A 16260-nucleotide genomic window follows, 5' to 3' on the forward strand; every position below is an offset into this window, starting at 1 on the left:
AGTTATCTGACACCGACAACTATGTCAGACTCCTGACATGAGTCAAGCGGAGCGCGTCGACCTCCCGACCTCGATCGGCTACCTGCTCAAGCAGGCGGCGACCGCCCTGCGGACCTCGATGGAGGAGGTGCTGCGACCGCTCGGCATGACCGTGACGCACTACTCCTGCCTGGAGCTGCTGGCCCAGCGCCCGGGGCTGTCCAACTCCGAGCTCGCGCGCGGGACCTTCGTGACGCGCCAGTCGATGAACGTCCTGCTCCGTGCGCTCCAGGAGGACGGGTCGGTCACCCGCCCCGACGAGGCCCCGGTCGGCCGCGTGCTGCCCGTGAGCCTCACGCCGCTGGGCCGCGAGCGGCTCGCCGAGGCGAGTGCCGCCGTACGCCGGGTCGAGCAGCGCATGCTGTCGGGCCTCGACGAGGGCGAGCAGGACGAGGCGCGCCGCGTGCTGCGCAACTTCACCGCCGCGCTGGCCAGCGACGCCTGACGCTCGGTACGGCGAGGTCAGGACACCAGCGGATTGCGGGTGCGGAGGGCCGGGAAGTAGCTGAAGTCGCGATCCGCGGTCCAGAGCTCGTCGACGCCGTGGCCGAGGCAGATCGCAGCGATCCGGGCATCGTGCACCCGGGGGCCGACGACACCACTCGCCGTGAGCAGCGACCCGAGCCGGGCCAGGTGGTCAGCGGTCTCGCCCAGGAAGACCACGTCGCTCGTGCCGGCGAGGTCCTCGATCGCACCGACGGCATCGGCCACGGAGCTCGGCGGGCGGTAGACGCGGGGATGCGTCACCACGGCGAGGAACTCGTGGACGCACGGCCACGGGACGGCCCAGCCGTCGGAGCCGGCACCCAGCCGCGCCAACGCCGCCGCTGCCGCCGCGTGGTGCGACGCGTCCTCGCGGTGGGCCTGGACGAGGACGTTGGTGTCGACAGCGATCACCCCAGCGACCTCACAGCGCCGGCAGGTCGTAGGCGTGCCGGAGCACGTCGCTCGCGTCGACGTCCGGCGAGATGCCGTCACCACCGACGGTGCGGAAGACGAAGTCAGGTCGTGCCGCACCGGCCTCGCGACGGCGCCGCAGCTCGCGGCGCAGTCCCTCGACCACGACGTCGCGCATCGTCGCCCCGCTCTCGGCCGCGAGCTGCTTCACCTCGCGCACCAGCTCGTCCGGCAGCTCGATCGTCGTCTTCACCTGGGTCACCGTACCAACCGACCCGTACTCCCGTACTCTGCTGCCGGGGTCAGTCGAGGCGCGACACCAGCGGCAGACGGGACCGGGCGCTCGCACCCACGACGAGCGCGGTCAGGACCGGCAGCGCCACGACCAGGGCGAGCAGCATCAGCCACGGCACGTCGAGGAACGGCCCGGTCGGACCTCCTCCACCGAAGCCCGGGCTGGAGGTCAGCGGCCAGGTGACGGCGACGCCGGGGATCGAACCCACGAGCGCGCCGAGCACGGAGCCGATCCCGCCGACGACCAGGGCGTACGCCGCCGCGACGCCGCGACGCGTGCGCGGCGACGCACCGACCGCGGCGAGCGTGGCGAGGTCCGGCCGGGCGTCGGAGAGGGCGAGGAACGTCGCGGTCAGCGTGCCGCCGAGCATCAGCACCCCGCCCAGACCCAGGAGCACCAGCTGGGCGATCAGGGCGTCGGACTCGGGCTGGAACCCGCGCTCGACGTAGATGCTCGCGCTGGGGTCGACCCCCTTCAGCGCCTCCTGCACGGTGTCCTCCTGGTCGCCGTCGAGCCCGCCGGTCACCAGGAGCGAGACGACCGAAGGCTCCTGGCCGAGCTCGGCGGCGGCGGCCGGGGTGAGGATCGCGGACGGGCCGTCGTAGGGGTCGCTCAGCGGGAGGTACGTCGCAGGCAGGGTCACGCGGGCGAGGGTCTGGTCCTGGCCGGTCTGCTCGTCGAAGGTGCTGCGGACCACGGTCGCCTCGCCGTCGTCGACCCGGACGCCCGGGCCGGTGAACACCACCGACCGGCCGTCGCCGAGCGCCTGCTCGGCACGGCGGGCGTCTGCGTCGGACAGCCCGACGAGGCCAGGGGGCAGCGGACCGTCGGAGACGAGGACCATCGAGCCCAGCGCAGAGCCCGCGCTGATGAACCCGGCCCCCTCGGGTCGCTGCACTGAGGTGTAGCCACCGTCGGAGTCCGTGAGGCCCTGCTGCACGACGACCTGGACGCCAGGAGCCTCCCGCTCGACGGCGCCGCGCAGCGCGTCCCAGCGCGCGGGCTGCTCGTACGCCCGCACGACCCCGACCCCGTCGGCGACGGAGGAGACGTAGGTCTCCTCGGCCTCGCGCTGGTCGGAGGAGAGGCCGATGCCGAGCGCGACGACCCCCGCGACCGTCGCCGCGACCGCCGCCACGGCCGGCACGGTGCGGGTGCGGTGCCGGTGCGCGTCGCGCACGGCGTAGCGCAGGGTCAGCGGCAGCCGTCCGGCGCCGCGGGCGACCAGGGACAGCACGGCCGGGACCAGCAGGATCATCCCGAGCACGGCGGGGATCGCGCCGAAGGCGATGGCGAGCTCGCCGCCCGAGGGCTGCAGCGCGCCGTACGCCGAGGCGCCGATGCCGGCCGCGAGCAGCACCGCGCCCAGCACCGGGGAGCGGCGCGAGGCCGGCGCGTCACCGCGGCGACCGGCGAGGACGGCCACGACGTCCTGGCGCGAGGCCAGCACCGCCGGCACGGCCGCGGCGAGGAAGGCGCTGAGCAGGCCGAACGCCGCCACGGCGAGCAGGTGCAGCCAGGGCACGTCGAACGGGCCGAACCACGTCTGCGAGAAGCCCTGGAGGACCGGCTGGAGCAGCCGGGCGAGACCGAGACCGAGGAGCACGCCGACGACGGCGCCGGTCCCACCGAGCACGACCGCGCCCGCGAGCACGACCCGCCGCGACTGCGCCGGCGTGCCGCCGGAGGCGACCATCAGCGCGAGGCTGCGCTGCTGCGCGCGGGCACCGACCGCGAAGGCCGGCCCGGCGAGGAGGACGACCTCCAGGAGCACCATCACGGTGATGAGCGCGAGCACCGGGAGCAACCCCTCGTCGGTCCCGCTCTGGGCCCGCACCTCGGCGTACTGCTCGGAGGCGGGCGGCGGGTCCTCGATGACCGCGCGCGATGCGACGAGGGCGCCGAGCTCGTTGAGCCGCTGCACGCTCGGCCAGGTCACCGGACCGCCGTCGACGAGCCACTGCGTCTGCTCGTCCGAGTCGAGGCCGAGCGAACCGAGAGGTCCCGCCACGAACGGCAGGTCGCGGTACGTCGTGGACTCGGCGGTCCCGACGACGACCGGTTCGGTGGCGCCACCGGCCACCTCGGAGCCCACCTCGAAGCCCAACCGGTCGCCGACGCGGAACCCGTCGGCGACGAGAGCATCGTTGACCACGACCTCACCGTCGGAGCGCGGCAGACGACCCGAGGTGAGGCGGACGAGCCCGTCCGCCACCGGGTCCGCGAGGTCCACCTCGAGGGCCTGGGCCCCCACCCGCCCGGCCTCGGTCACGACCTGGCCCACGGTGCGGCGCAGCTCGACCAGCCGCGCCCCGTCGAGCAGCGACGAGACCTGCTCGGCGGAGGGCGCGGTCAGGGTCGTGTCACCGCTGAAGACCGGGTAGCCGACGTCGGGGTCCGGGGCCTGCTGCAGCGGGTTGGTCTCGGCGCTGACGCTGACGAGCGCCTGGCTCGCCCCCATCCGCCGGTCGACCGACTCGGGGCCGGACACCGTGGCGGTCTGGATGAGCACGTCGGCCGTCGTGACCGCCAGCACCGGCAGCGCGATCATCGCGACGACGAGCAGCGCCCGGGCGCGGTGGCGCATCGCGTCGCGCCGCGCCAGGCGCAGCGGGAGCCGCCACGCCGTCAGGAGCCTGCTCACCGCTGGGCCGTGGCGTCGGCGAGCGACTCCACGTGGTCGGCGCCGGTCTCGTCGACGACCACGCCGTCGCGCAGGAAGACGACCCGGTCGGCCCAGGCGGCGTGGCGCGCCTCGTGGGTCACCATCACCCCCGCCGCACCCGCGTCGCAGCGGGCCCGCAGCAACCGCAGGACGTCCTCGCCGGTCTCGGTGTCGAGCGCGCCGGTCGGCTCGTCGGCGAGCACCAGCCGTCGCTCGCCGACCACCGCACGGGCGATCGCGACCCGCTGCTGCTGCCCGCCGGACATGTGGTCGGGGAAGCGGTCGGCCAGCTCGGTGATGCCGACCTCGGCCAGCGCCTCGCGCGCCAGCGCACGCGCCTCGCGGCCGCTGCGCCCGTCGAGCTCGAGCGGGAGGGCGACGTTCTCGGCCGCGGTGAGGGCCGGGATGAGGTTGAAGTCCTGGAAGACGTAGCCGAGCGAGGTGCGCCGCATCCGCGCCCGGCCGACGGCGCCGGCCCCGGCGAGGTCGACGCCCTCGACGCTGACCACGCCCGAGGTCGGGGTGTCTAGCCCGCCGGCGAGGGTGAGCAGCGTCGACTTGCCGGAGCCCGACGGGCCCATGACCGCGACCAGCTCGCCGGCGTACGCCGCGAACGAGACCCCGCGCAGCGCCTGCACCGCCGCCTCCCCCTCGCCGTGGACCCGGGTCACGTCGCGCAGCTCCAGGACGGGACTGCTCGCCGGGCCGCTCATCGGACGGTCTCCTCGCTGGCCGTGGCGGGGGACGCGGCCGGGGACGGGGCGGGGCGCTCGAGCTGGGCGCGCCGCAGCCGGGTCTCGCAGTGGTCGAGCCAGCGCACCTCGGCCTCGGCGGCGAAGACCAGGGAGTCGAGCACCAGGCTCCAGGCCAGGTCGTGGGGCTCCTGCGTCGACGCCGGGTCCGGGCCGCGGCGCTTGAGGCGGGTGTAGTCCTGCAGGGCGGCCATCGTGGCGCTGCGCTGCTGCTGGATGACGCTGCCGACGTCGACGCCGGGCACGGTGACCGCCAGCGCCAGCTTGATCGCGAGCTCGTCGCGGGGCGGCTGGGTGCGCGCGACCGGCGTGGTGAACCACGCGGCGACCTCGTCGCGACCGGCGTCGGTGACGCGGTAGACGACGTGCCCCTCGGTGTCGGCGCCGTCCTCCGCGACGAGGCCGTCGCGCTCCAGACGGGTCAGCGTCGTGTAGACCTGCCCGACGTTGAGCGGCCAGGTCGCCCCGGTGCGTCGTTCGAACTCCGTGCGCAGCTGGTAGCCGTACATCGGACCCTGCTCGAGCAGCGCCAGCAGCGCGTTCTTGACCGTCACGGGCAGATGTATACCAGGTATGCATACCGGGTATCCACCCGCGCTGCTCGATTACCGCTGGGTAGGGTCGGGCGGGTGACCACCACCCTCATCACCGGTGCGAGCGGCGGCCTGGGCGCCGAGATGGCCCGCCAGTTCGCCGCCCTCGGCCACGACCTCGCGCTCTGCGCGCGCCGCGTCGAGCGGCTCGAGGAGCTGCGCGACGAGATCGGCACCGCCCACCCCGGGGTGCGCGTCGAGGTGCGGGCGCTGGACGTGACCGACGACGACCAGGTCTTCGAGGTGGTCCGCGGGTTCCGCGACGACCTCGGCGGCCTCGACCGCGTCGTGGTCAACGCCGGGCTCGGCAAGGGGGCGCCGATCGGCACCGGGCGCTACGACGCCAACCGCGAGACCGCGATGACCAACGTCGTGGCCGCGCTCTGCCAGACCGAGGCGGCGATGGAGGTCTTCCGCGACCAGGGCGCGGGCCACCTCGTGCTCGTCTCGTCGATGTCGGCGCTGCGCGGGATGCCGAAGTCGATGACCGTCTACGCCGCCTCCAAGGCCGCGCTCTCCCACCTCGGCGAGGGGCTGCGCAGCGAGCTGCTGCACTCCCCCATCGACGTGACCGTCCTGCACTGCGGCTACATCGCCTCGGAGATGAACGAGCAGGTGGCTCAGCAGGTGCGGTTCATGGCGTCCACCGAGGACGGCGTGCGGGCGATGGTCGAGGCGATCGAGAAGCGCAGGCCCGAGGCGTGCGTGCCGGCCCTGCCGTGGTCGGTGCTGGCGCCGGTCATGCGTCACGCCCCGCTGGGGATCCTGCGGCGCCTCGTCTGACGCCCCGCTCGACGTCCACCTCGAGGTCGAGCCCACCGAGGGCGTTGGCCAGCCCGCGGTGCCCGCGGCTGCGCCAGGCCACCAGCACGCTCACCACGGCCCACGCGGCCAGCACCGCCACGCCGTACGGCGGCACGGCGAGCAGGCCCAGCGACCCGACCCCGGTCACGAGCTTGACCACGCGGCCGGGCAGCACGAGCGCCGGACGACGGGCGACGGTGCGCAGGTCGGCGGTGAGCTCGCCGACGGTGACCCCGCGGGTCAGCACCAGGAGCGCCTCGAGCCCGAGCGGCACGCCCCACTGCAGCGCGGCCTGAACGCCGCGGTCGACGGGCACCTCGCGGACGTAGAGCTCGTAACCGCGCCAGGCCAGTACGGCCGCCGCGCCCGCGAGCGCGACGAACACCACGTCGCAGACCATCGCCACGAGCCGGCGTCCCAGCGTCACCGCGGTCGGCAGGACGACCGCACCGCGGCGGCGGCGTACGACGAGGAGCGAGAGCAGCGACCCGATCGTCGCGCCGAGCGTGTTGACGAGCAGGTCGTCGACGTCGAAGAGGCGGTAGGCGCAGTCGTAGAGCCCCCAGACGCCGGTGCGCTGGGTCAGCTCGACCAGCAGCGAGACCGCCGCTCCGCCGACGGTCGCGACGACGACCCCGCGCCGGGCGACCACCCGCACGAACCACCCGAGCGGCACGAAGAGCAGCACGTTGAGCACGACCTGCAGCAGCGCCGGGTCACGCAGCAGCGCCAGCGGGCCGCCGCCCGGCGGCAGCCGGATCTCGCCGATCGTGCCGAACAGCCGCGTCTGCGCCCCGAGGCAGGTGTAGCTGTCCTCGGCGGGCAGGGGCAGCAGCGTGTAGGTCCAGATCGCGAAGGCGTAGACCGCCGCGCCGACCAGCACCGCCAGGTCGCGAGGGCCGAGGCGCCCGTCGAGGCGGTACTGCACCGCCGCCGTCGGGATCAGCAGCAGCACCGCCAGCACCAGGCCGAGCGCGGTCGCGACCAGTGCGTTGGTCGCCTGGTCGCTCACAGCCTCGCAACCTAGCGGTAGGTGACCTGGGCCCGGGCGAGGTGCTCGTGCTCGTTGAAGGTGAGGAGCCGGGTGCCGGTGGAGCCGACGATGACGCGGGTGACGGAGGTGTTGACGACGACCGCGTTGAGCCGCTGCCAGACGGCGGGCACGGCCTCGGGCGGGGTGCCGAGCAGGGCGGCGCCGACCGCGCCGACGACGCCACCGGAGGTGACGACGACCTGGGTGCCGCCGCGGGCGGCGACGGCCTCGAGCGCGGTGCGGGTGCGCTCCAGGAACGCCGGCCAGTCGGGCGAGCTCTGCTGCCAGTGGGCGGTGGCGCGCTCGAAGAGCTCCTGGAACGCGCGGCGGTCGAGTCCCGCCGGGTCCTCGCCGTACGCCGCGAGCACGGCGAGGTGGTCGAACTCGTCCCAGCCGGGCTCGAGCTCGGGTGTCAGGTCCCAGCCGGCGGCCCCCGCCATCGAGGCGGCGGTCGCGACCTGGCGGCGCAGGCTCCCGTGGGTGAGGCCGTCGGGGGCGAGCCCGGCGAGCGCGGCGCCGAGGGTGCGCGCCTGCTCGTGGCCGAGGTCGGAGAGCCGGTCGTAGTCGGCGGCGCCGAACGACGCCTGCCCGTGCCGGACCAGCAGGAGGATGCCCACGGGGTCAGTCTGGCTATCCGGCGACGGTCGTGACGACGCGGGCCCGGACCACGGGGTCGACCCACCGGTCACGCGCGTGCAGCAGCCGCACCAGCGACCAGACCACGAAAGGCGCGGCGACCAGCAGCGACACCTCGGCGTGCGGCACCCGCGCGAGGCCGGAGAAGACCAGGCCGGTCAGCGTGGTGACGACGGCGAGCTCGACCGAGCAGGCGACCATCACGACCGGTGGGGCGGGGGTCGCGCGCGCCGAGCGCAGGTCGACGGCGAACGGCCGCTTCCAGCTCCACCGCATCGCCGCCGAGACGACCTGCAGCACCACGACGAGCCAGGTGCACAGCAGGGCGGTCAGCTCGGCGGGTCCCGGGGCGCCGGCGCGCAGGGCGGCGAGCGCGAGGGTGATCGCCGAGGCGATCAGCAGGAACTCCGCCAGCACCCAGGCGCGCGCCGCGAACACCGTGCCCGCACCCACCGGCAGGCTCTCGCGCCACAGCCCGCCGCGCTCGTCGAGGCACCACGCGTTGACGCCGAAGAGCAGAGCCCCGCCCGAGGCGACCAACCCCGGCAGGATCGTCAGCTGCGCCCAGTCGAGGTCGCCGGCCAGGGCGACCAGGCCGGGCCCGACCGCGAGCACCGCAATGCCCCGCCGCATGGGCACGGCCCGCCAGACCGAGCCGCGGTCGGTGCGCACGAGGACGCCGAGGGCGGTGCGCGGGAGCCGCCGCGCCGGGTGCCGGCCGCTCTCGACGCGCAGCTCGTCGCGCGCCGCGCGCCGGGCCGCGAGGTGCGCCGGCAGCGCTCCGAGGGCCACCGCGGCGACCAGGAGCGTCAGCTCGAGCGCCATCGCGCCGAGCCACCGCAGACCGAACCCGTCGACGTACGACACCACGAGCCAGCGGGTCGCCCCGAGCTCGTCGAGCAGCGTGCCGATCCGCCCGCTGACCTGCAGCACGACCGCGGCGAGCGCGACCACGGCACCGGCGAGCCGGACGACGGCGACGCCGTGGCGCGTGCGCCGCACCGCCTCGACGCTCCAGGCCACGAGCTGACCGACGGCGGTCGCGACCGCCACCCAGACCAGCAGCCCGAGCTGGGCGGGGGCGAGCTGACCGCGCGGGACGCCGTACGCCGCGGCGGCGAGCAGCACCCAGGTCTGCAGCACCCAGGCGATGTTGAGCGGTGCGAGCAGGAGCGCGCCGAGGTGGTCGGTGGTCGGGCTGACCGGGAAGGCGACGGCGTGCTCGCGGGCCAGCAGCTCGCGTCCGCCTCCGGAGGCGACCGCCGAGGCGACGGCGAGCACGAGCAGCCCCAGCATCGCGGTGGGCAGCAGCAGCAGCGCGTCGAGCGCGTAGCCGCTGCCGGAGCCCGCGCCCGGCAGCAGCGCCGGCAGGGTCGCGGCCGCGGCGGTGAGCACCACGAACGCGAGCGCCGCGAGGCGGAACGCCGACGGCCGGCGTACGGCGGAGGCACGGAAGGCCAGCAGCGCGCCGACGTCGTCGACCGAGCGGCGCAGCTCAGTCCAGGAGGCTGCGGTAGGCACGCGCGCCCTCCTCGCCGGCCATCTCACGGGCCGTGGCACTGGCGACCTGAGCGCCGCCGCGCAGCACCAGCACCGAGGTGCACACCTCGACGGCGAGCTCGCGCAGGTGGGTCGAGACCAGCACGCAGGCGCCCCGCGACCGGGCGTCGCTGATGACCTCGAACGTCGCCTCGACCCCGATCGGGTCGACGCCGTCGAACGGCTCGTCGAGCAGCAGCACCTCCGGCTCGTGCAGCGCAGCGAGCACCACCGAGAGCCGGCGGCCCATGCCGTGGCTGAAGCCGGTGGTGACCCGGTGGGCGACGTCGCCGAGCTCGAAGCGCTCGAGCAGGTCGCGCGCCCGCGGCTCCCAGCCGCGCAGGCGGCGCAACCGCGCGGCGAGCTGCAGGTGCTCCCAGGGGGTGGCCCGCGGCACGAGGCCGCCGACGTCGGGGCAGTAGCCGACCGCCCGCTTCACCTCGAGCGCGCGCGTGCGCACGTCGTGGCCCGCCACCACCACCGTGCCGGCCGTCGGCGGCACGACACCGGCCAGCACGCGCATGGTCGTCGACTTGCCGGCGCCGTTGCGGCCCAGCAGCCCCGTCGCCTGCCCGGCGTAGGCCGCGAGGTCGACCCCCGCGACCGCCTCGACCTCGCCGAAGCGCACGTGCAGGCTGCGGACGTCGACGACGGGCCCGGCACTCACGCCCCCGATCCTCCCCGCAGCCCCCCTCGTCGCGCTGGGGAACGGGTCAACCCGGGGGTGGGCGGGGGGTGGGTGGGGGGCGAGCGGTAGTCACCGACGTTCCGGGGCCTGAGAGGTGTCTCAGTGCCCCGAAACGTCGGTGACTACCGACCGAACGTCGGTGACTACCGCCCGGGTCAAGGAAGACCCGACAGCCTCAGGCCGGGAACGACCCGCCCTCGGCGGCGAGCTGGCGCAGCCAGGGGGTGGGGGTGAAGCGGTCGCCGTAGGCCGCGGCGAGCTCGTCGGCGCGGTCGACGAAGGCCTGGAGGCCGATCGGTGCGGAGGCGTCGGTCGGGTCCTGGTAGCCGGTCATGAACTGCGCGGCACCGCCGGTGTTGGGCGGGAAGCCGATGCCCATGATCGAGCCGATGTTGGCCGCGGCGGCCGATGTGATGACGCCCTCCTCGAAGCACTTGGCGGTCTCGAGGGCCTCGGCGAAGAGCATCCGGTCCTTGATGTCGCGCAGCGGGATCTGCTCCTCGGCGACCGGGAACAGCTCGCCGAGCCCCGACCACAGCGAGCCGCGCTTGCCCGACTCGTCGTAGTCGTAGAAGCCGGCGCCGCGCAGGCGACCGGCACGACCGGCCTCGAGCATCCGGTCGACGACGGCGGAGCCCGGGTGCTCGACGTACGACGGGCCCGCGGCTTCTCGGGTGGCCTTGGCGATCTTGGCCATCAGCTCGAGGTTGAGCTCGTCGGAGAGCTGCAGCACCGGGGCGGGGTAGCCCGCCTGGGAGGTGGCGCGCTCGATCGACCACGGGTGGACGCCCTCGGCGAGCATCGCCATGCCCTCGTTGACCATGAAGCCGATGACGCGCGAGGTGTAGAAGCCGCGGCTGTCGTTGACGACGATCGGGGTCTTCTTGATCTGCTGCACGACGTCGTAGGCCTTGGCGAGCGCCTCGTCGGAGGTCCTCTCGCCCTTGATGATCTCGACGAGCGGCATCTTGTCGACGGGGCTGAAGAAGTGCAGCCCGATGAAGTCGGCGGGGCGGTCGACGCCCTCGGCGAGCTCGGTGATCGGCAGGGTGCTGGTGTTGGAGCAGAGCAGCGCGTCGGGGTTCACGTGCTCGGCGATCTCGGCGAACACCTTGTGCTTGAGCGATGGGTCCTCGAAGACCGCCTCGATCACGAGGTCGCACCCGGCCAGGTCGGCCGCGTCGGCGGTCGCGGTGATGCGGCCGAGCAGCTCGGCCTTCTTCTCCTCGGTGGAGCGACCCCGCGAGATCGCCTTGTCGGGCAGCTTCTCGGAGTACGACTTGCCGCGCTCGGCGGCGTCGGCGGCGACGTCCTTGAGCACGACCTCCATGCCGGCGCGGGCGCAGACGTAGGCGATGCCGGCGCCCATCATCCCGGCGCCGAGCACGCCGACCTTGGTGGCCTTGAACGGCTCGATGCCCTGCGGGCGCAGCGAGCCGGAGTTGATGGCCTGCAGGTCGAAGAAGAACGCCTGGATCATGTTCTTCGAGCCCTGGTTGACGATCAGGTGCGTGAGGTAGCGCGACTCGATGCGCGAGGCCGTGTCGAAGTCGACCTGCGCGCCCTCGACGGCCGCGGACAGGATCGCCTCCTGGGCGGGGTACTTCGCGCCCTTGAGCTGCTTGCGCAGCAGCGCGGGGAACGCCGGGAGGAACGCCGCGAGCGCGGGCGAGGTCGGCTTGCCGCCGGGCATCTTGTAGCCGGGCGCGTCCCACGGGTTGAGGGCGGCCTCGGGGTTGGCCTGGATCCACGCCTTGGCGGCGGGGACCAGCTCGTCGAGGGAGCCGACGAGCTCGTCGACCAGACCCTTGTCCTTGGCCTGCGCGGGCTTGAAGCGCGGGCCCTGCAGCAGCACGTCCATCAGCGCGGACTGCAGCCCGAGCATCCGCACGGTGCGGGTCACGCCGCCGCCCCCGGGCAGCAGCCCGAGGGAGGCCTCCGGCAGGCCGATCTGCACCGCGGCGTGGTCCCACGCGATGCGGTGGTTGCAGGCCAGCGCGATCTCGAGACCACCGCCGAGCGCAGCACCGTTGATCGCGGCGACGACCGGGCGGGGGAACTTCTCCAGACGACGCAGCGAGGCCTTCATCCGCTCGACCATCGCGAACGTCGCGCCCGCGTCGGCCGGGGTCGCGGTGACCATGCCCTTGAGGTTGCCGCCGGCGAAGAAGGTCTTCTTCGCGCTGGCCACGACGACGCCCGTGATGCTGTCGCCGTCGGCCTCGAGCTCGGAGTGGAGCCGGTCGACGACGGCCGCCATCGACTCGACGTACAGGTCGTTCATGGTGTTGGCGCTGGCCGTCGGGTCGTCGAGGGTCAGCGTGACGATGCCGTCGGCGTCCTTGTCGTAGCGGACGGCGGTCTGGGTCTCGGTGGTGCTGGAGGTCATGCGAGGTTCCTGTCTGAGTCGAGGGGCAGGCTCGGCGCGCGGCGTCGTCTGGACTGACGAGCGGAGGGAGCGCCAGCGAGCGAGCGAGGAGGGAAGACGACGCCTAGCAGCGCGCCGAGCACGCCGAGCGGAGCGAGGCCATCAGCACAGCTCGACGATCGTCGCGATGCCCATCCCGCCGCCGACGCAGAGCGTGGCGAGGCCGCGGCGCAGCTCGCGGCGCTCGAGCTCGTCCACGAGGGTGCCGAGGATGATCGCGCCGGTGGCGCCGAGCGGGTGGCCCATGGCGATGGCGCCGCCGTTGACGTTGGTGATCTCGGGGGTGATGTCCATGTCGCGCATGAACCGCATGGCGACGGCGGCGAAGGCCTCGTTGATCTCGAACAGGTCGATGTCACCGACCTCGAGCCCGGCCTTGGCCAGCGCCTTGCGCGCCGCCGGCGCGGGGCCGGTGAGCATGATCGTCGGGTCGGCACCGGAGACGGCGGCGGAGATGATCCGCGCCCGCGGGGTGAGGCCGAGGTCCTGGCCGACCTGCTCGTTGCCGATCAGCACCAGCGCGGAGCCGTCGACGATGCCCGAGGAGTTGCCGGCGTGGTGGACGTGGTCGATGCGCTCGACCCAGTGGTACTTCTCCAGGGCGACGTCGTCGAAGCCGGCGTCCTGACCCATCTGCGCGAACGACGGCTTGAGGCCCGCGAGGCCCTCGGGGGTCGTGTCGGGGCGGATCAGCTCGTCGTGGTCGAGCACGGTGAGGCCGTTGAGGTCGGTGACCGGCACGACCGAGCGGTCGAAGTAGCCGTTGGCCCAGGCCTTGGCCGCGCGGTGGTTGGACTCGGCGGCGAACGTGTCGACGTCGTGGCGGGTCCAGCCGCCGAGGGTGGCGATCAGGTCGGCACCGATGCCCTGGGGCACGAAGCCGGTGGTGAGCGCCGTACGCGGGTCCATCGCCCAGGCGCCGCCGTCGGAGCCCATCGGCACGCGGCTCATCGACTCGACGCCACCGGCGATGATGAGGTCCTCGAAGCCGCCGCGCACGCGGGAGGCGGCCTGGTTGACCGCCTCGAGACCGGAGGCGCAGAAGCGGTTGAGCTGGACGCCGGCGGTGGTGTCCGGGAGACCGGCGGCGAGGGCCGCGGTCTTGGCGATGTCGCCGCCCTGGTCGCCGATCGGGGAGACGACGCCGAGCACGACGTCGTCGATGCGCTGGGTGTCGAGGGTCGGGTTGCGCTTCTCGAGCTCCTCGATCAGCCCGACGACCAGGTCGACGGGCTTGACCTCGTGCAGCGAGCCGACGGCCTTGCCCTTGCCACGGGGGGTGCGGAGGTGGTCGTAGATGAACGCCTCGGGCCCGGAAGAAGATGACATGACCTGATTGTGACACCATCACTGTCATGGTCAACCCACCTCGTGACGATGTGGAACTCCTCACGTTGGACGAGCTCTGCGAGCGGGTCGGCATGAGCGTGCGCAATGTCCGCTTCTACACCTCGCGCAACCTCGTCCCCCCGCCGATCCGCCGCGGTCGGTCCGGCTACTACTCCCCCGACCACGTCGCCCGCCTCGAGCTCGTGCAGGAGCTGCAGTCGCACGGGTTCACGCTGTCGGCGATCGAGAAGTACGTCGCCGGGCTGCCCGACGACGCGACACCCGAGGACATCGCGCTCGCCCGCACCCTCCTCGCCCCGTGGGACGTCGAGCGGCCGATCGAGATGACGCGCGCCGAGCTGTCGACCCGCGCGGGGCGCGACCTGTCCGACGAGGACCTGCGCACGCTCGCCGCGCTGGGCGTCGTCTTCCCGCTCAAGCGCAGCGCCCGCGGGGTCGAGCGCTACCAGGTCGCGGTCTCCCAGCTCACCGTCGGCCTCGGGATGCTGGACCTCGGCTTCCCGACCGAGGCCGCGCTCGCCGCGGCCGACATGTACGCCCGCCACGGCCGCGAGATCGCCTCCGAGCTCTACGAGCTGTTCCGCACGATGGTCTGGCCCGTCTACCGCGACCAGGGCGCCACGCCCGAGACGGTCCGCCAGGTCGTCGAGAAGATCAAGCCGCTCTCGATCGCCAGCCTCGTGTCGGCGTACGAGGCGGCGATGGACGAGACCAAGCGCGAGGGCATCGCCCGCCGCTCCCGCTGAGCCCCAGGTGCGAGGCCGGGACGGAGGGGTACCGAGAGGTGTGTCCCTAGGATCAGGCCGATGAACGACGACCGCGCGAGCGAGAGCCTCTGCGTGCTGGTGACCGGCGCGACCGGGTTCATCGGCAGCCGGCTGGTGCCGGCGCTGATCGAGCAGGGCCACCGGGTGAAGGCGATGACCCGCAACCCCGACGGCTACGACGGCCCGGGCGAGCCCGTGGGCGCCGACGTGTTCGACCCGGAGACCCTCGGCGAGCCGATGCAGGGCGTCGACGTCGCGGTCTACCTCGTGCACTCCCTCGACGACGACGACTTCGAGCGCAAGGACGCGGAGGCGGCCGAGGCCTTCGGTCGCGCGGCGGCCGACGCCGGTGTCCGGCAGATCGTCTACATGGGCGGCCTCGGCAAGGACGGCGAGGACCTCTCGCCTCACCTGCGCTCGCGCCGCGAGGTCGAGCAGCTGCTCGGCACCGGAGGGGTGCCGGTCACCGTGCTCCGGGCGGCGATCGTGGTCGGCGCGGGCGGCATCTCGTGGGAGATGACGCGCCAGCTCATCAAGAACCTGCCCGCCATGGTGGTGCCCAAGTGGGCCGACACCCGCACGCAGCCGATCGCGCTCGACGACGTCATCCGCTACCTCGTCGGCGTGACCGGCACCGAGAAGGCGTTCGGCCAGGTCTACGAGATCGGCGGGGCCGACCAGCTGACCTACGTCCAGATGCTGCAGGACGCCGCGGAGGTCATCAACGGCCGCCGGGTGCCGATCGTGACCGTGCCGGTGCTGAGCCCGCGGCTCTCCTCGCACTGGATCGGTCTGGTCACCGACGTCGACTCGACGACGGCCAGCAACCTCATCGACTCGATGAGCACCGAGGTGCTGCAGACCGACTACTCCATCCGCGACGTCGTCCCCGGCGAGCCGATGACCTACCGCGACGCGGTGAAGAAGGCCGTCATGGAGAGCGACGCGAAGAAGGGCTGAGCCTCCGCCCGCTCAGAAGAAGATCAGCGGGAGCGCGACCAGCATCGTCAGGCTCCACGTGCAGTGCGTGAGGATCGGCGCGAGGATGCCGCCGGAGGCCCGGCGCTGGAGCCCGACGACGACGCCGAGCAGCACCGCGGCGAACGACAGCATGACGTTGCCGGTCGCCAGCGTCGCGACGGCGTAGGCCAACGTCGTCCACGCGACCGGGTGCCGCGTGATCGCGGCGTACGCCGCCCCGCGGAAGAACAGCTCCTCCGCGATCCCGTTGATCGCGGTGATGAAGACCAGGATCGGCAGCGAGCCCTGGTCGGCGTAGCCGATGACCTTGACGACCTGTCCCTCCAGCGGCTGCAGGAAGGACAGGCTGTGCACGAGCAGCGCGCCGGCGACGAAGACCCCGGCGAGCCCGAGGCCGAGGAGCACGGGCGGGAGGACCGGTCGCACCAGGTCGGAGGCCGACCCGCGGGCGATGCGACCGAGGTGGAGCGGACCCGAGGCGAAGGCGCCGACGGTCCACACCCCGGCCAGCAGCAGGGCCGCGGGGTAGAACCACGGGCTGCCGGGCTCGAGGCGCAGCGAGATGCCGAGGACGATGCCGCCGAGCACCACGAACCCGACCGTCACGAGCTGGCGGCGACGCAGGTCGCGCGGCTGCTGGCGGTGGTCGCGGGGCACGACGTCCCACAGCGAACGCCGGGCCCAGGCGCGCCACGGCGACACCAGCGGCAGCCCGTGCTCCGACTGCTCGCCCTGCTCGTGCTGGACGCCCTCGCGGGCGGTGCCTCGCTGCTCGCTCACCTCAGTCCTCTCG

General features: G+C 73.6%; 16 protein-coding genes. 4 read left to right on the plus strand and 12 right to left on the minus strand.

Features of this window, described 5'->3' with window-relative positions:
• Positions 1-37 precede the first annotated feature (37 nt).
• Positions 38-484 (plus strand): MarR family winged helix-turn-helix transcriptional regulator, encoded by a 447-nt coding sequence (locus tag GRQ65_RS16975; protein ID WP_160879185.1) that lies wholly within the window; start codon positions 38-40, stop codon positions 482-484.
• A gap of 17 nt (positions 485-501) precedes the next feature.
• Here GRQ65_RS16975 and GRQ65_RS16980 read toward each other — a convergent pair whose 3' ends face one another.
• From GRQ65_RS16980 to GRQ65_RS17000, 5 genes are read right to left on the minus strand one after another with little or no spacing between them, the layout of a single operon-like run.
• Entirely contained in the window at positions 502-936 is a 435-nt protein-coding gene (locus GRQ65_RS16980; protein WP_160879186.1) for a TA system VapC family ribonuclease toxin, read from the minus strand.
• Positions 937-946: 10 nt separating this feature from the next.
• A complete protein-coding gene (locus GRQ65_RS16985) occupies positions 947-1189 on the minus strand; it encodes a DUF2191 domain-containing protein (RefSeq protein ID WP_160879187.1) in 243 nt (80 codons plus the stop codon).
• A gap of 49 nt (positions 1190-1238) precedes the next feature.
• A complete protein-coding gene (locus tag GRQ65_RS22920) occupies positions 1239-3875 on the minus strand; it encodes an FtsX-like permease family protein (protein WP_160879188.1) in 2637 nt (878 codons plus the stop codon).
• Positions 3872-4609: an ABC transporter ATP-binding protein gene (locus GRQ65_RS16995; RefSeq protein ID WP_160879189.1), complete on the minus strand. Its 738-nt coding sequence runs from the start codon at positions 4607-4609 to the stop codon at positions 3872-3874. The genes GRQ65_RS22920 and GRQ65_RS16995 overlap by 4 nt, the downstream gene beginning before the upstream one ends.
• Entirely contained in the window at positions 4606-5202 is a 597-nt protein-coding gene (locus GRQ65_RS17000) for a helix-turn-helix transcriptional regulator (RefSeq protein ID WP_160879190.1), read from the minus strand. The genes GRQ65_RS16995 and GRQ65_RS17000 overlap by 4 nt, the downstream gene beginning before the upstream one ends.
• A 75-nt stretch (positions 5203-5277) precedes the next feature.
• On the opposite strand from GRQ65_RS17000, the gene GRQ65_RS17005 reads away from it, so the two are divergent.
• The gene (locus GRQ65_RS17005) at positions 5278-6024 is read left to right on the plus strand and encodes an SDR family oxidoreductase (RefSeq protein ID WP_337191813.1); all 747 of its coding nucleotides are present in this window, start codon (positions 5278-5280) and stop codon (positions 6022-6024) included.
• Here the strand turns inward: GRQ65_RS17005 and GRQ65_RS17010 are convergent.
• The 6 genes from GRQ65_RS17010 to GRQ65_RS17035 form a co-directional block, all read right to left on the minus strand.
• Positions 5981-7057 carry a VanZ family protein gene (locus tag GRQ65_RS17010; protein ID WP_160879192.1) on the minus strand — a complete coding sequence of 359 codons (1077 nt, stop codon included), beginning with the start codon at positions 7055-7057 and terminating at the stop codon, positions 5981-5983. The two genes, GRQ65_RS17005 and GRQ65_RS17010, sit on opposite strands and share 44 nt — an antisense overlap.
• Before the next feature lie 11 nt (positions 7058-7068).
• Positions 7069-7695: a histidine phosphatase family protein gene (locus GRQ65_RS17015; RefSeq protein ID WP_160879193.1), complete on the minus strand. Its 627-nt coding sequence runs from the start codon at positions 7693-7695 to the stop codon at positions 7069-7071.
• Between the two features lie 13 nt (positions 7696-7708).
• Positions 7709-9235 carry a hypothetical protein gene (locus tag GRQ65_RS17020; RefSeq protein WP_160879194.1) on the minus strand — a complete coding sequence of 509 codons (1527 nt, stop codon included), beginning with the start codon at positions 9233-9235 and terminating at the stop codon, positions 7709-7711.
• Positions 9210-9920: an ATP-binding cassette domain-containing protein gene (locus GRQ65_RS17025; protein WP_160879195.1), complete on the minus strand. Its 711-nt coding sequence runs from the start codon at positions 9918-9920 to the stop codon at positions 9210-9212. Before GRQ65_RS17025 ends, GRQ65_RS17020 begins: the two co-directional genes overlap by 26 nt.
• 196 nt (positions 9921-10116) lie before the next feature.
• Complete coding sequence (locus GRQ65_RS17030) at positions 10117-12330, minus strand: 3-hydroxyacyl-CoA dehydrogenase NAD-binding domain-containing protein (RefSeq protein ID WP_160879196.1); 2214 nt, start codon at positions 12328-12330, stop codon at positions 10117-10119.
• Positions 12331-12471: 141 nt separating this feature from the next.
• Entirely contained in the window at positions 12472-13698 is a 1227-nt protein-coding gene (locus GRQ65_RS17035) for an acetyl-CoA C-acetyltransferase (protein WP_160879197.1), read from the minus strand.
• A gap of 26 nt (positions 13699-13724) precedes the next feature.
• Between GRQ65_RS17035 and GRQ65_RS17040 the strand changes: the two genes are divergently transcribed.
• The gene (locus GRQ65_RS17040) at positions 13725-14465 is read left to right on the plus strand and encodes a MerR family transcriptional regulator (RefSeq protein WP_160879198.1); all 741 of its coding nucleotides are present in this window, start codon (positions 13725-13727) and stop codon (positions 14463-14465) included.
• Between the two features lie 60 nt (positions 14466-14525).
• Positions 14526-15446, plus strand: a complete 921-nt coding sequence (locus GRQ65_RS17045) for an NAD(P)H-binding protein (protein ID WP_160879199.1) — start codon at positions 14526-14528, stop codon at positions 15444-15446.
• Positions 15447-15458: 12 nt separating this feature from the next.
• Here the strand turns inward: GRQ65_RS17045 and GRQ65_RS17050 are convergent, their stop codons facing one another.
• Positions 15459-16247 carry a CPBP family intramembrane glutamic endopeptidase gene (locus tag GRQ65_RS17050; RefSeq protein ID WP_337191814.1) on the minus strand — a complete coding sequence of 263 codons (789 nt, stop codon included), beginning with the start codon at positions 16245-16247 and terminating at the stop codon, positions 15459-15461.
• Positions 16248-16260: the final 13 nt, after the last annotated feature.

This window comes from Nocardioides flavescens (assembly GCF_009823805.1).
GTDB classification, from domain to species: Bacteria; Actinomycetota; Actinomycetes; order Propionibacteriales; family Nocardioidaceae; genus Nocardioides; species Nocardioides flavescens.